Origin of the sequence: Pandoraea sp., from assembly GCF_004297875.1 — a bacterium.
Classification (GTDB): Bacteria; Pseudomonadota; Gammaproteobacteria; order Burkholderiales; family Burkholderiaceae; genus Pandoraea.
The window spans coordinates 58,812-74,415 of record NZ_SCSK01000035.1 but is presented as its reverse complement, the minus strand read 5'-3'; the positions used below and the strand labels follow the sequence as shown (position 1 = coordinate 74,415).

11 protein-coding genes are annotated in these 15,604 nt (G+C 63.7%); 9 read left to right on the top strand and 2 right to left on the bottom strand.

Annotated features, from left to right (window positions below):
* The 8 genes from EPN80_RS09540 (at position 1) to EPN80_RS09505 (ending at position 10,768) form a co-directional block, all read left to right on the top strand.
* On the top strand, positions 1 to 987 hold the full coding sequence (locus EPN80_RS09540) for a type II secretion system F family protein (RefSeq protein WP_293026142.1): 987 nt from the start codon (positions 1 to 3) through the stop codon (positions 985 to 987).
* Entirely contained in the window at positions 984 to 1,841 is an 858-nt protein-coding gene (locus EPN80_RS09535; protein WP_293026141.1) for a tetratricopeptide repeat protein, read from the top strand. The genes EPN80_RS09540 and EPN80_RS09535 overlap by 4 nt, the downstream gene beginning before the upstream one ends.
* Before the next feature lie 12 nt (positions 1,842 to 1,853).
* A complete protein-coding gene (locus EPN80_RS09530) occupies positions 1,854 to 2,231 on the top strand; it encodes a DUF3613 domain-containing protein (protein WP_293026140.1) in 378 nt (125 codons plus the stop codon).
* 53 nt (positions 2,232 to 2,284) lie between these two features.
* Positions 2,285 to 4,324 (top strand): TadG family pilus assembly protein, encoded by a 2,040-nt coding sequence (locus tag EPN80_RS09525; RefSeq protein WP_293026138.1) that lies wholly within the window; start codon positions 2,285 to 2,287, stop codon positions 4,322 to 4,324.
* Between the two features lie 11 nt (positions 4,325 to 4,335).
* The gene (locus tag EPN80_RS09520; protein ID WP_293026136.1) at positions 4,336 to 5,745 is read left to right on the top strand and encodes a sigma-54 dependent transcriptional regulator; all 1,410 of its coding nucleotides are present in this window, start codon (positions 4,336 to 4,338) and stop codon (positions 5,743 to 5,745) included.
* A gap of 95 nt (positions 5,746 to 5,840) precedes the next feature.
* A complete protein-coding gene (locus EPN80_RS09515; protein ID WP_293026134.1) occupies positions 5,841 to 6,596 on the top strand; it encodes a DUF2968 domain-containing protein in 756 nt (251 codons plus the stop codon).
* A gap of 105 nt (positions 6,597 to 6,701) precedes the next feature.
* A complete protein-coding gene (locus EPN80_RS09510) occupies positions 6,702 to 8,594 on the top strand; it encodes a potassium transporter Kup (RefSeq protein ID WP_293026132.1) in 1,893 nt (630 codons plus the stop codon).
* A gap of 86 nt (positions 8,595 to 8,680) precedes the next feature.
* A complete protein-coding gene (locus EPN80_RS09505) occupies positions 8,681 to 10,768 on the top strand; it encodes an OPT family oligopeptide transporter (RefSeq protein ID WP_293026131.1) in 2,088 nt (695 codons plus the stop codon).
* A 38-nt stretch (positions 10,769 to 10,806) separates the two neighbouring features.
* Here EPN80_RS09505 and EPN80_RS09500 read toward each other — a convergent pair whose 3' ends face one another.
* On the bottom strand, positions 10,807 to 12,201 hold the full coding sequence (locus EPN80_RS09500) for an MFS transporter (RefSeq protein WP_293026130.1): 1,395 nt from the start codon (positions 12,199 to 12,201) through the stop codon (positions 10,807 to 10,809).
* Between the two features lie 117 nt (positions 12,202 to 12,318).
* On the opposite strand from EPN80_RS09500, the gene EPN80_RS09495 reads away from it, so the two are divergent.
* Positions 12,319 to 13,197, top strand: a complete 879-nt coding sequence (locus EPN80_RS09495; RefSeq protein ID WP_293026569.1) for a LysR family transcriptional regulator — start codon at positions 12,319 to 12,321, stop codon at positions 13,195 to 13,197.
* Between the two features lie 34 nt (positions 13,198 to 13,231).
* Here EPN80_RS09495 and EPN80_RS09490 read toward each other — a convergent pair whose 3' ends face one another.
* Complete coding sequence (locus EPN80_RS09490; protein WP_293026128.1) at positions 13,232 to 15,553, bottom strand: Tex family protein; 2,322 nt, start codon at positions 15,551 to 15,553, stop codon at positions 13,232 to 13,234.
* Positions 15,554 to 15,604 lie beyond the last annotated feature (51 nt).

The window sequence follows — 15,604 nt, the reverse complement described above, 5'->3', positions numbered from 1 at the left end:
ATGGAACACTCTCTGGCTCACCAACTGCTGGCGCTGGCAATGCTGCTGGTGGCCGGCGGCCTGTTGCTGGCCGGCGGCGCGCTCGCGATGCGTGCCTACCAGCAGTTACGCAGCAGCAAGGTGATCGATCGCATGCTGGCTGTGCGCGAGACGCGCCTGGCGGCGGCCGGCCAGGGCGAACCCACGCCGCCGACGGTGCAGGCGGAGCCACCACCGCGTGCCGCGCGCCGGCTCGAGCAGTTGGTGGTGTCGGTTGGGCAGCGCTGGTCGACCACGCGCCTGGGCGAGTATCTGATCGCCGATGAAGATCGCCGGTTGCTCGAGCAATGCGGCGCCGGCAGTGCGCGCGGGCAGGCGCTATTCCTGTTGTCCCGCGTCGCACTGACCGTGCTGCTGCCGGTGCTGACGTGGTTCTGGCTGCATACGGACGGCGCGAACATGCTGGTGCGGCTGGTGTCGGCGGGCGCCGTCGGGCTCATCCTGCCGAAGCTGGTGCTGCACGGGCGGGCCCGGCGTCGCCGCGAGAAAGTGATCGACGAGTTGCCGTTGCTGATCGACCTGCTGCGTCTGTTGCAGGGCGTTGGCTTGTCGATGGATCAAAGCCTGTACGTGATCGTCAACGATTTTCATGTGATCTTGCCGATTCTCGGTGCCGAATTCGCAACCGCCAATCGTCAATATGCCACCGGCCGCTCGCGCGAGCAGTCATTGGCGCGCTTGCGCGATGTCTATGACAACGATGATCTGCGAGCGCTGGTGCGACTGATCGTGCAGGTCGAGCGGCATGGCGGCGCGGTGCAGGAACCGCTGCAGCAATTCAGCGACCGCTTGCGCGAACAGCGGCGGCAAACCATGAAGGAGCGCATCGGCAAGCTGACGGTGAAGATGACGCTGGCGATGATGCTCACGCTGTTGCCGGCCCTGGTGCTGGTGATCGCCGGCCCCGCAGTGCTGTCGCTGTCACACACGCTTGGGAGTTTGAGATGATCGATAGCTGGCGCATGTTGCCCATGCTGCTTGCCGGATTGCTGGCGGCTGGACTTGGCGGTTGCGGCACCGCTGCGGGCGGCGGTTACGGGCTGACGCAGACCCATGCCAACGTCGAGGCGGCGATGCGCGCGCAGGCCGCCGACAAGCAACCGGCGCCGAACGATCGCGTGGTCTACGCATCGCTGATCCGGGATATGCAATCCAAGGGCCTGTACTTTGCGGCGTTGGCGCACATTGCCGCCTACGAGCAAAAGTACGGCACGACGCCCGCAGTGGAGTTGATGAAGGGCGATGCCCTGCGCGAGACGGGGCAAAACGACGCCGCGCGCGCGGTCTACCACCAATTGCTGGATACCCCGGACGCGGCTGCCGCGTGGCACGGCCTCGGCCTGCTCGATGCAGGCGCGAAGAATTTTCCCTCGGCCGTAATCGCATTGCGCAACGCGGTGGCCCGCGCGCCGACCGAACCGCTGTACTTGAACGATCTGGGCTTTGCCCTGCTGCGCACGGGCGATGTTGCCGGCGCGCGCGTGCCGTTGGCCCAGGCGGCCGAACTGGCGCCGGACAACGGCAAAATCATCGCAAACCTGGCGATTTATCTGCTCGTGTCCGGGGAGCCGGCCAAGGCCCGGGCGGTGATGGACAAATCTCATATGCCGCCGGCAACCCGCGAGGCCGTAACACGGCTGGCCGCCAGTATTCGCCGTGCCGCCCAGGTGCGGCGCGCCCGAGCAGCGGCAGCCATTGTGGCGCACCCGACCCGGGTGGCCGACGCGTTGAGTGGCAGCCGCCAGGATTGGGATGGACCGACGCCGCCGCTGCTCGAACGTACCGACTCACCTCGCTGGTAGAGGACAGCACTCATGACCACACCCCTGAACAAACTGAGCATGGCGCTGCTGACAACAGCCTGGCTGGGCTGCGCGCCGGCATGGGCGCAGCCCGCACCGCCGTTGACCGGCACGATGATGCAAATGCCGACGCAGACGCAGACGCGCCCCCCCGCCGCGCCGATCGCAGCCGCGCCCGCGCAGCCGCCGCGCCACCATGCTGAACTCGGCGGCACGACCAGGCAACTGTTGCAGGCCCAGGCGGATGGCCGATGGGCCGGACCCGCCTTGCCGATGCTGGGCGCCGAGGCCAGCGCAAGTTATCGGCGCTATCTCGACAGTTTCCGCCACCCGATTCCCGAGTTCTTCAGCAGCAAGGTGTCGGGCACCTCCGGCAGTCAGTCGCGATAAGGGGCGCCGTGAAGCCGAGTTCAACACGTTCGTCAGCCTGGCCAGGATCGCCGTTGCCGCGTCGGCAAAGGGGGTCGGTGGCGATCGTCTCGGTGATTTTCGTGATGGTGGCGGTGATTCTGGGGTTGGCGATCGACACCGGATACGTTTTTTACGTCAAGCGCAATTTGCAGAAGGTGGCTGACCTGGCCGCGCTGGCCGGCGCGCAGAGCTTGCCGGACTGCACGCAGATTACCGCCAGCGTCCAAACGAATCTGAAGGCCAATCTATCGGCCGCCGATTACCTGACAGTGAGCCAGGACAAGATCCAGTGCGGTACGTGGACGGCTGGCGCCCGAGCCTTGAGCAGCTTCACCGCGGGTTCGAGCAACGCGAACGCGGTGCTGGTCCAACTGAGCAAAAGCGTACCTTCGCTGTTTGCCGGTATTGGCACGCGGGTCGTGCAGGTCGACGCAGTGGCGCGCAGCGCGGCGCCGGTAGCCGCCTTTACGGTGGGCAGCGGTTTGTTGCGCATGGACTCCACGGGGTTGCTGCCGCAATTATTAGCCAACATCGGCGTCGATCCCACGGCGATCGATCTGGTGTCCTATGCGGGGCTGGCCAACGCCAATATCACGCCAGCCGGCTTGCTCCAGCAACTGGGCATTCCGGTGAGCGCCAACATTGACGTGGCTACGCTGAACAGTCTGGCGACCATCCAGCATCTGACGATCGGGCAATTGCTCGATGCGAGCAAATCCTATGTGATCAGCCAGTATGGCACCGCGAATCTGGCGGTCAGCGCGCTCTCGACCCTGCAGGCCGAACTCGGCGTGGCGGCCTTGAATTTGCCGATTCAACTGCTGGGTAACGGCACGACGCCCGGCATCTTTGCGAATATTACCTCGGCCAACGGGAGTCCCGACGTGGCCTCGGCGCTTAATGCGCAAGTCAATGTGCTGGATCTGGTCAACACCATGCTGGGCGTGGCGACCGGTAGCGGCGCCGTGAGCATTCCGACGACCAATGTGAACGTGCTGGGCTCCACCGTGAGCGCCAACGTCAGCGTGATTCAGCCCCCGGCGATCGGCATCGGTGGCGTGGGCACCACCGCCAGCGACGCGCAGGTGCGCGTGCGCCTGGATATCAGTACGAGCGGGGTGCCGCTGCTCGGCAGCCTGATTAACGTGAACTTGCCGCTGATCATCGAGGTCGCGCAGTCGACCGGCACGCTCAGCCATATGTGCGAAGCGGGCCTGCCCGCCAACGAGGCGGAAATCGACGTGAGCTCGGGCGTGGCCAACCTTTGTGTCGGCTCATTCAAGAATGGGGTGCTCGATTCGCAAAGCAGTTGCGCGACGATGACCGGCCCGGCGACGATTGCGACCGTGCTGGGCTTTCCGGTCAGCACTGAGGTCAATCTCAGTCTGCTCGGGCAGTCGACGACCAATCCGCCGTTTGCGGTGGGCACGACGCAAACCACCAATACCAATGTGAATCTGGGCACGACCGCCAGCGGCGTGACCAATGCACTGTTGCTCGCGCTCATGCAGGGTATCGGCGCGACCAATCCGGTGGCGACGACCAGCCAGCAAAATCAGTTGGCGACCAATCTGGTCACCGCCTTGAACGGCGATCCGTTGACACTGAGCAAGATCAATCAATCGCTGAGCACGGCCGAGAATCAGGTCACTGGCGTGGCCAACAGTCTCGGCAGCACGCTCACCGATGTGCTTACGCTGAACATCGGCGGGGCCGTCAGTAGTGTCGATGCGCTGGTCAGCAATGTGCTCGGCACCGCCGATGCGCTGCTCGGTGGCCTGGGCAATCTGCTGGGCGACGTAACGTGCGACGCGCTACTGATTCCGTCGGCGCAGCAGGCGTGCCGGGTGACGTTCGTGCAGCCGGTCGTCGGCGCCAATAGCGGGCAGAATGCGCTGACCGCTTTGTCGGGGCTCGTGCTGCAAGTACTGCAGCCGACCTTGAACGCGCTGTCGAGTTCGATTATCCAGAATTTGCTGTTCAACGATATTCTGGGTATCAAGATTGGTGTGACGGACGTCTCGCTGCTGTCGGTCGATTGCGGTACCAATCACGTACAACTGGTGTATTGAATGGAAAAACAATGAGTATCAAGCCACCGCTGGACGACCTCGACGTTTTTGTATGGGAAGGCAAGTCGGATATTGCCGAGCGGGTGGCGCATTGCCTGGCGAGTTTCGACATCGACGTGATACGCGCCGACGGTCTGGAGGTGCTTCCGGAGCGAGCGGTGGCGCGTCCCGCGCTGGCGGTGGTGAGCGTGACCAATATCGACGGCAGCCGCTTGAAGGCGCGCGACTGGCAGCTCGGCCAGGGCATGCCGGTGATTTGGGTGTCGGCTGCGCCGCGCGAGAAAGACCCGCGCGTGTATCCGCCTGAGTATTCGAACATTCTGACCCTCGATTTCACCGGCGCCGAGCTGCGCACGCTGATCTTCAAGCTTGCGGCGGAATTGCGGGCGGCCGACGGCAAGGTAGCCGAGAGCGAGCCGCTGGTGGCGAATTCGCCGGCCATGCTGGCGTTGCTGGGCGAAGTCGATGCGTTTGCCGATTGCGATTCGAACGTGCTGATCCATGGCGAGACGGGTGTCGGCAAGGAACGTATCGCGCGGCTGCTGCACGAAAAACATCGGCGCTACGGACAGGGCGCATTCGTGCCGGTCAATTGTGGCGCGATTCCCGACGGCCTGTTCGAGTCGCATTTCTTTGGTCATGCCAAGGGGGCGTTTACCGGCGCGCTCTACGCTCACAAGGGTTATTTCGAACAGGCCAACGACGGCACGCTGTTTCTAGACGAAATTGGCGATTTGCCGCTGTACCAGCAGGTCAAGCTGCTGCGCGTGCTCGAAGACAGCGCGGTGACGCGGCTGGGCTCGGCCGCACCGATTCAGCTGGATTTTCGGCTGGTGGCCGCTACCAACCGCAATCTTCAGGAAATGGTGCGTCAAGAGACTTTTCGGGCCGATCTGTACTATCGGCTGGCCGTCATCGAGATTCGCATCCCGAACTTGGAGGAGCGCGGCGCAATCGATAAAATCGCCGTTTTCAATGCCTTTTTGAGCCGGGTCGCGGGGCCGGATGGGGGGCAAAGTGTGCCGCAAGCGCCACAGTGGGTGCTGGATTTGGTGGCAAATATGGTTTTTCCGGGTAATGTACGGGAGCTGCGAAATATTGCCGAACGCGTCGGGATCGTTTATCGTCAGCTCGGCGTCTGGGACGAGTCGCGCATTCGACAGATATTCGCTACGCTGGCGGCGTTGCGGGCAGGCCGGGAGGCATCGGCGCGCGAGCCGGCGCCGGTCGAGCCGGTGGACCGATCGAGATGGGACCTGGCCGAGCGCCAGCGCATCGTGTCCGCCCTCGACGGCAATGGCTGGCGCCGCCAGGACACAGCGAATGCCCTGGGCATCAGCCGCAAGGTGTTGTGGGAGAAAATGCGCAAGTATCAGATCATCGGGGCCGACGCCGAGACATTGAACGAGTTTGAAACGTAGTGGGCGTCACGCGCATTTGCGGTGCGGCAATGCCAATAAATAAACGGATAACGAGGGAACAGGAACAGATGAGTGCTTTTTGGGGAACAGCGCGCATGGGCAGACGAATCGGCGTATTGGGTTGCATGATGTTGGCGGTGCCCCTGGCGGCACTGGCGCAGCCGGCCACCCAGGCGCAGGGGGCCGCGGTTGTGCCGTTGGCGCAAGCGCAGGGCAGTACGGTCGTGCCGCTGGCCCAAACCGGCGCCAGTGCCGCCGCCACCCCGGCCGCTTCGTCGGGCGCGGTGCAGGAGCTGCAAACGTTGATCAAGCAGCATGAGTTGAGCGAGTTGCGCACCACCTACAATGGTAAATATGGGGCGAGCCTGCTGTTTCATCCGAGCACACTGACCTACTACGTCGCGTTGTTTCACGACGGCCAGTTCTGGCGCGTGGCCAAGATGACCGACGCCGCGCGCAGCGAGGCGCTCTACCGTGACTTCGTGGAGCAGACGGTCAAACTGTCGCAAGTGGAGATTCGCCGCATCCTGCTCGACGCGCAAAATGCGCACATCGCGCAGTTGGTCGCAGCCAATGAAACCCGGTTGGCTGGTTTGCAGACCGACCTGAGCATCCAGCGCCAACAGGAAGCCGCACTGGCCCAAAATCATCAGGAAATCGCCGAGCAGGCCGCCGCTCTCGATGCCGAGCGCAACGCCGCGCAGGCCAGGCTGACCAAGGTCCAGCGGCAAATCCGCCTGCTCGAGCGCCAGCAGGATTCGGCGGATCTGAAGGCCGTGCAGGACATTCAGCAGCATAAATCGTACGCTGCGTCGAAGAAGGAATCCAAACGCCGCGTCGTATCAGAGTGAGTGTTTCCAGACGTCGGTCGGGCTGATATATAGTGGCTGCGAACTGCGGGGGCGGTTAGAATAGCGCCGTTTGTGCGGTGCAAAATAGACTACCACCAACTTGTCATGACGCAAACCCAACGACACGGGCCCGGCCCGCAAGCTTTGCCCGCCGTGATCATCGCCGCCATCGGCGTGGTGTTTGGCGATATCGGCACCAGCCCGCTGTATGCGCTCAAGGAGTGTTTCGACCCGCATCACGGCATTCCTTTCAGCCACGATTCCGTGTTCGGCATCATCTCGCTGCTGTTCTGGGCACTGGTGATCGTGGTGTCGCTCAAGTACGTATTGTTCGTGATGCGTGCCGACAACAAGGGTGAAGGCGGAGTCCTGGCGCTGATGGCGTTGAGTCTGCGCAGTGTGCGGGCAGGCGGTCGGGTCGCCGGCGTCCTGATGCTGCTTGGCATTTTCGGCGCCTGCATGTTTTACGGCGACGCCGTCATCACGCCGGCCATTTCGGTCATTTCGGCGGTCGAGGGGCTGGAGATCGCCGCACCGTCGCTGTCTGAATATGTGATCCCCATCACGGTGGCGATTCTGGTCGCGCTGTTCTGGATGCAAAAATCGGGCACGGCCAAGGTCGGCAGCCTGTTCGGTCCCATCATGCTGGTCTGGTTCGCGCTGCTCGCGGTGCTGGGTATCTATAACATTGCTCACGCGCCGGAAATTTTCAAGGCGCTGAGCCCGCACTACGCCATCAATTTCATGATGCGTCATGCACTGCAGGCCTATATCGTGTTGGGCTCGGTGTTCCTGGTGCTGACCGGCGCCGAGGCGCTGTATGCCGACATGGGCCATTTTGGTGCCCGGTCGATCCGCTTCGCCTGGTACGGCCTCGTGTTTCCGGCGCTGGTGCTCAATTATTTCGGGCAGGGCGCCTTGTTGTTGAATCACCCCAAGGCGGTTCAAAATCCGTTTTTCCTGATGGCGCCTGACTGGGCGCTGATACCGCTGGTGGTGGTGTCGACCATTGCCACCGTGATTGCTTCGCAAGCCGTGATTTCGGGTGCCTTCTCGCTGACCAACCAGGCGATTCAGCTCGGCTACGTGCCGCGCATGAAAATCCAGCACACCTCCGAACATGAAATCGGCCAGATCTATATGCCGGTCATCAACTGGATGCTGTTGTTCGTGATCGTGTGGATCGTGCTTGCCTTCAAGAGCTCGACCAATCTGGCCGCAGCCTATGGTATCGCGGTGACGACCACGATGGTGATCACCACCATCCTGGCCTGCGTGGTGATGGTCAAAGTATGGAACTGGAACAAGTTCCTGGTCGCGCTGATCATCTCTGTTTTTTTGATCGTCGACTTCGCCTTTTTCGGCGCCAATCTGATCAAGGTGGAAGAGGGGGGCTGGCTGCCGCTGGCACTCGGCGGCTTCATCTTCTTCCTGCTGGTGACTTGGCATACGGGGCGCATGCTCGTGCGCGAGCGCACCGCGGTCGATGGCATCCCCCTCATGCCGTTCGTCGAGGGACTGCTCGCTCATCCGCCGCATCGGGTGCAAGGCACGGCTATTTACCTCACCGGTGGCAATACGCTGGTGCCGGTCAGTCTGTTGCATAACCTCAAGCACAATCGCATTTTGCACGAGCGGACGATCTTTATGACCATCCGCACGCTCGACGTGCCTTACGTCGACGACGCGGAGCGCATCGAGATGAAAGATCTCGGCGGCGGCTTGTACAGCGTGGTGGCGGCGTTCGGTTTCAATGAAACGCCCGATGTCAAGGATGTGCTGCGTTTGCTCGAAGAGTTCGCCGGCATGGCGTTCGACCTGATGGATACCTCGTTCTTCCTTGCGCGTGAGACCGTGGTGCCGACCAAGCTGCCCGGCATGTCGATCTGGCGCGAGCGCATTTTCGCCTGGATGCATCAGAACGCCGCGAAGCCGACAGACTTCTTTAGCATTCCCGCCAATCGCGTGGTCGAACTCGGCACCAAGATCGAAATCTAGGCGGGCGCATCGCCGCGTTCGTTTGCGGCGTTGGTGCTTTTGCTGCGGTAGACTGTGCACTTCTCATCCTATGCAGAGTGCACAGCATGACTATCGATCGCATATCCGATGATACTTCGTTACCCGAACTGACTCTGCGGGGTATGGTTCTGGGCGCGTTGCTCACCGTTGTATTCACCGCTTCCAACATCTACCTTGGCCTGAAAGTCGGCCTCACTTTCTCCTCCGCGATTCCGGCTGCCGTTATCTCGATGGCGGTACTGAGAATGTTCAGTAGCGCGAACATCCTCGAAAACAACATGGTACAGACCCAGGCGTCGGCGGCGGGGACCCTGTCGTCGATCATCTTTATCCTGCCGGGGCTGGTGATGATGGGCTATTGGCAGGGCTTCCCGTTTTGGCAGACCTTCGGCATCTGCGCCGCGGGCGGCATGCTGGGCGTCATGTTCACGATCCCGTTGCGTCACGCGATGGTGGTGCAAAGCGACCTGCCGTATCCGGAGGGCGTGGCGGCGGCGGAAATCCTGCGCATTGGCAGCGATCATGCCACCCGTACGGAAGGCGCCTCGGCCGCTATGGCAAAAGCGAGCGCCGGACGCAAGGCCGCTGGATCCGGCGTCGGGGATATTGCCGCCGGCGGCGTGGTGTCGGCGCTGATGGCATTTGCAACCGGTGGACTGCGAATCTTTGCCGACAGCATCAGCGGCTGGTTCTCGGTGGGCTCGGCGGTGTTTAGACTGCCGCTGGGCTTCTCCCTGGCGCTGGTTGGCGCCGGCTATCTGATCGGCATTGTGGCTGGCATCGCGATGTTGGTCGGCCTGCTGATTTCATGGGGCCTTGCCGTGCCGATCCTGACCGCCGGCGCGACCCTGCCGCCAGGCATGTCGATCGCCAAGTTCGCCACTGGGCTGTGGAGCACTCAGGTGAGGTTTCTGGGCGCGGGTGTGATCGGCATTGCGGCCATCTGGACGCTGATCACGCTCTTCAAGCCGATGGTGGCCGGCGTCAGGACATCGTTTGCCGCGCTGCGCGATGTCGGCGGGGCCGGCAGGCTCGACGGTGCCGGCGCCCGCACCCAGCGCGACCTGTCGCCGCGCTGGATCATCGTCATTACGCTGGCCTTGGTTGCCGCGCTGGCTGTCGTGTTCGGCGCCTTTCTCTCGGACGCACCGTTGACCTCGGGAGTGATCGCCAGCCTGGTGGCTTACGGCGTGATTTTCGCGTTCGTCTTCGGATTCCTGATCGCTGCGGCGTGCGGCTATATGGCAGGCCTGGTGGGCTCCTCCGCCAGTCCGATTTCGGGGATCGGGATCGTTGCGGTGATTCTGGTCTCGTTGCTTTTGCTGGCCATCGGGCAAACCAACGGCATGCTGCATGACCCCGCAGGCAGCCGGTTGGCGATCGCCCTGGCCATTTTCACGACGTCTGCCGTGGTGGCTGTGGCGACGATCTCCAACGACAACTTGCAGGACCTGAAGACCGGCTGGCTGGTGGGCGCGACGCCCTGGCGCCAGCAGGTGGCGCTGTTGATCGGTTGCGTGGTGGGTGCACTGGTGATTCCGCCGATTCTTGTGCTGCTGTATAACGCCTACGGTTTTGCCGGCGCGCTGCCGCATGCCGGCATGGACCCGGGGCAGGCGCTGTCGGCACCGCAGGCTACGCTGATGACGGCCATCGCCACGGGTATTTTCACGCACCAATTGAACTGGACCATGATCGTGACCGGGTTGTTGATCGGTGTGGTGCTGATCGTCGTCGACCTCCTGCTCAAGCGGCGCCAGGAGCGCACCGGGGGCGTGGCGCGTTTGCCCGTGTTGGCCGTGGGTATCGGCATTTACCTGCCGCCCACCATCAGCGCCCCGCTCGTGATCGGCGCGGTCATCGCCTGGTTGCTCGAACGACGTTTGCGGCGCGGTGCGCTGGCGGCCGGTGTTGCGTATGACCAATATGCCGCTCACGCGAACCGGCGCGGTGTGCTGATTGCCTCGGGGCTGATTGTCGGCGAGAGCCTGGTTGGCGTGATACTGGCCGGGGTCATCGGGTTCAGCGGCAGCAGCGCGCCGCTGGCGATCGTGGGGCCCGGATTCGCGCCGGCCGGCGAATGGCTCGGCCTGCTGGTGTTCGCCGGGGTTTGTTGGTGGTTCAGCCGGCGCACGCTGGCCGCAGCTGGATAATTCGCGTGGCGGCCGCGGTCACGATTGCCTCGCGTCCGTTACGCGCGTACGCGGATGTACCTGTTGACCAGCACCACCGCGCATGCATAGGCCAGGCCAATGATGCCGAAGGTGATCGGCAGCGCATGCGGCCAGCTCGGCATGGTGTGCAATACCGCGCCCATTGCCGCGACGCCGATCAGCGCGCCGATTTGACGATTGGCGTTGAGCGAGGCCGCGGCGATGTTGGCGTGCGCCTGACCGGCCACGTGCATGACGGTCGCGGTCATCGCCGGCACGGCAATGCCGACGCCGAAGTTCGCCAGCGCCGCGCCCAGCGCGAACCATCCATAGGGCAGCCGCGCGGCGAATGCGGCCAGCAGCAACGACAAGGCCGCCGAGCCGAGCAATCCCCACAGCATTGGCCAGCGGGCGCCCCACCGCGAGGTAATGCGGCTCGACAACAGGTTGCCGACCGTGAATACCGCCATGAGCGGCAGCAGATCGACGCCGGTGTGCCAGGCGTCAGTGCCGCGCGCCTGCTGCAGAAACAGGCTGAATAGGAACAGTTGGCCGAACGCACCCAGATTGATCAGGAACCCGATCGCGTTGGCGGCTGGAAAACGGCTGTCGTGAAACAGCGCGCGCGGCACGACCGGTGTGGCGTCGCGGCGCTCGCGTGCGACGAAGGCCGCTATTGCAATTGCGGCCAACGAAGTCGCCGCGATGATCGGTGCCGAGCTCCAACCCATCGGGGCTCCTTCGATCAACGCAAAGGCCAGGGCCGCCAGGCCGGTCACGCCCAGCACGTGGCTGCCGGGATTGAGTGGCTGGGCGTGACGCGGTGACGGGGCGATGCACCAGCGGGTAAGCAGCAGCCCGACAATACCGATCGGCACGTTGAGCCAGAAAATACTGCGCCAGCCGAGCGAGGCCACCAGCACGCCGCCCACCACCGGCCCCATGGCCGCGGCAACCGATACGATCGCCGACCACAGGCCGAGCACTTTGATGCGCACCGCATTATCGGGATAGGCCTGGCTGAGCAGGCTGAGCGAACTCGGCATGAACAGCGCCGCGCCCACCCCCTGAAGCAGTCGCGCGGCGATCAGCGCGTTGCCGCTGGGCGCCACGCCGCATAGCAGCGATGCAACGATGAACAGTGCGAGCCCAGCCATATAGACGGTTCGCGCGCCGAAGCGGTTGGCCAGCGCGCCGCCGACCAGCAGCAAAGCGGCGAATGTCAGCGTATAGCCGTCGACCACCCAGACCAGGCCCGCGAGCTGAATCGACAGACTGTGCTGAATATGGCTCAAGGCGACATTCACCACGGTGACGTCGAGCATCGCCATCACGAAACCCAATGCAACCGTGACCAGCGGCCAGGCGTTCTGGCGGGTAGCGCTAACCGGGCGAGCGGCTGCAGGGGCGGTAGCGGAGCAATCGGTGGACATGATGGCAACTCCTTGAAAGATAGACCGCGAGGCGCGAGGTGTCGCCATCATAAAGCGTTCTTTTGATGCAAAAAAGCGATAAAATCGCGGCGATAAAATGCAAAAATGCATCACTTCATGGACTGGGACAACGCCCGTATATTTCTTGCCATTTACCGTCAGGGTACGCTGCGCGGCGCTTCCGGCGTACTGCGCATCGACCAGGCGACGGTGGGCCGCCGGCTTGCCGCGCTGGAAAAGTCGCTCGAAGCGCGGCTCTTTTTGCGCACCCCGGCCGGCTACGTGCCGACGCCGGCGGGCGAATGCGCTTTCCTGGCGGCCGAGCAAATGGAGCAGGCCGCGCACAAGCTGCAGCGGCAGATGCAGGGTATCGACGAGCGGCTCTCCGGCACGGTGCGGGTGGCGTGCACCGACACGGTGGCGGTTTCGTCCTTGATGCGGGCGCTGCATGGCCTGCATGCCGCGCATCCCGAAATCCGGATGATTTTGAGCACGTCCACGCACCTGACCAACCTGACGCGCCGAGAGGCGGACTTGGCGGTGCGCTCCGTGCGGCCCGACAGCCCCGATTTGATCACGCGGCATCTGGGACGGCGCGCCACGGGCTTGTATGCCGCACGGCACTACCTGGCCTCGCGCGGCGAGCCGGCGCGAGGCACTGCGCTGGCCGGACACGACGTGGTGCTCTACCAGCAGGCTATCGTGCCGTATCGGAACGACGTGCTGTGCGGCGAATCCTCGGCCAACGCGCGCGTCGCGCTCGAGGTCAGCTCAGGGTTGATGTTGATGCACGCGGTGCGCACCGGGCTAGGCATCGGCGAACTGCCGACGCGCCTGGCCGACACCGATCCTGAGCTCGTTCGCGTTTGGCCCGATCGCAACGAGATCTACGATATGTGGCTGGTGATGCACGGCGATCTGAACCGCACCGCGCGCGTGCGGGCGGTGGCCGACGCGATCGTCGCCGTGTTCGAGGAGGAATCGGCGCGGCGATGATCCGCGCCTCCGCGGGAGAGGGCGCCGATCGCCGTCAGCGCTTGAGCTTGGCGAAGGCCGCCGCCATGGCGCCGACGGGCTCGGGATCGCGCTGGCGCTGCGGCCGGGCGTTGCCGCGGCTCGCACCATTGCCTTGGTCGCTCTGGCCGCGCTCGCCAGCCGGCGGCAGGTCGTCGGACAAGCGCATCGTCAACGAAATGCGCTGGCGTTTCTCATCGACTTCAAGTACTTTGACTTTGACAATATCGCCGGCTTTGACCACCTCGTGCGGATCCTTGATGAATTTGCTGGACATCGCCGAGACGTGCACCAGACCGTCCTGATGCACCCCGATATCGATGAATGCGCCAAACGCCGCCACGTTGGTGACGACGCCTTCGAGCATCATGCCTGGCTTGAGGTCGGACAGTTTCTCCACGCCCTCCTGAAATGACGCAGTCCTGAATTCCGGGCGCGGGTCGCGGCCTGGCTTTTCGAGCTCGCCCAGGATGTCCTTGACCGTCGGCAGGCCAAAGCGCTCGTCGACGAACTCGGCCGGCGACAAGCCGCGAATCGCCTCCCGGTTGCCCATCACTTCGCTGATCTGCTTGCGGATCCTGGCCAGAATCCGCTCCACCACCGGGTATGCCTCCGGGTGAACCGACGAGCGATCGAGCGGATTCTCGCCGCCGTTGACTCGCAAAAAGCCGGCGGCCTGCTCGAAGGTTTTGTCGCCCAGGCGCGGCACTTTCCTGAGGGCTTCTCGGCTCGGGAACGGGCCGTTGCTGTCGCGGAATTCGACGATATTTTTCGCCAGCGTGCTGTTGAGTCCCGACACACGCGCCAGTAAAGGCACCGAGGCGGTGTTGACGTCGACCCCCACCGCGTTGACGCAGTCTTCGACCACGGCGTCGAGCATGCGCGCCAGCTCGCGCTGGTTGACGTCGTGCTGGTACTGACCCACGCCGATCGCCTTGGGCTCGATCTTGACCAGTTCGGCCAGCGGATCCTGCAGGCGCCGCGCGATCGATACCGCGCCGCGCAGCGAGACGTCGAGTTCCGGGAATTCCTTGGCAGCCAGCTCGGACGCCGAGTAGACCGACGCGCCCGCCTCGGATACCACGATTTTCTGCAGCTTGAGTTCGGGGTGGCGCTTGATCAGTTCGGTCGCCAGCCGGTCAGTCTCGCGCGAAGCGGTGCCGTTGCCGATGCTGATCAGCTCGGCGCTGGTCGCTTGCGCCAGGCGAGCGAGCTTGGCCAGCGAGCCGTCCCAGTCGCGTCGTGGTTCATGCGGATAAATGGTGTCGGTCGCAAGCAGCTTGCCGGTGCGATCGACGACCGCCACCTTGACGCCGGTGCGCAGGCCCGGGTCCAGCCCGATCACCGCCTTGGGGCCGGCCGGCGCGGCCAGCAGCAGCGCCTTGAGGTTGCGTGCGAACACACGAATCGCCTCGCTCTCGGCAGTCTCGCGCAATTGCGTGAGCAGTTCCGATTCCAGGTGCGGCTGCACTTTCACTCGCCAGCACCAGCGGCACACGTCGCCCAGCCATTTGTCGGCTGGCCGGCCCTGCTGGCGGATCCCGACGTGCGCCGCGATCATCGCCTCGCACGGGTGCGGCGTCAGAGCATCGCGCTCCTCGCCCAATCCGAGCTTGATCATCAAGATGCCGAGATTGCGGCCGCGAAACAACGCCAGCGCGCGGTGCGATGGCACGGTAGCGAGCATCTCGGCGTAATCGTAGTAGTCGCGGAATTTTTCACCTTCCTCGCGTTCCTTGCCCTCCACGACTTTGGATGACACAACCGCTTCGGCCAGCATGAATTCGCGCACCTTGCCGAGCAGCTCAGCGGTCTCGCCGAACTGTTCGGACAGAATGTCGCGCGCGCCGTCGAGCGCGGCCTTGACGTCGGCCACACCCTTCTCGGCGTCGACGAACCTGGCGGCTTCGACCGCCGGCTCGAGCATCGGGTTGCCCAAAAGGGCCAGCGCCAGGGGTTCCAGGCCAGCCTCTCGCGCGATCTGCGCGCGCGTGCGACGCTTGGGCTTGTAAGGCAGGTAGAGATCTTCCAGGACTTGCTTGGTCTCGGCGGCGTCGATGGCTGCGCGCAGCGCGTCGCTCAGCTTGCCCTGTTCATCGATGCTTTGCAGGATGGCGGCGCGCCGCTCTTCCAGCTCGCGCAGATACAGCAGACGCTCTTCCAGGTTGCGCAACTGCGTGTCATCGAGATTGTCCGTCGCTTCCTTCCGGTAGCGGGCGATGAATGGCACCGTCGCCCCTTCGTCGAGCAGTTGCACGGCAGCGGCGACCTGGCGAGGTTGCACGCTGAGTTCGGCGGCAATGCGCTGGATGATCTGTTGAGCTACGTTATCCGTCATTCGTGGTGAAATATCGCGATCAGCAAAGCGAGGCATTTTGCCATAACAACC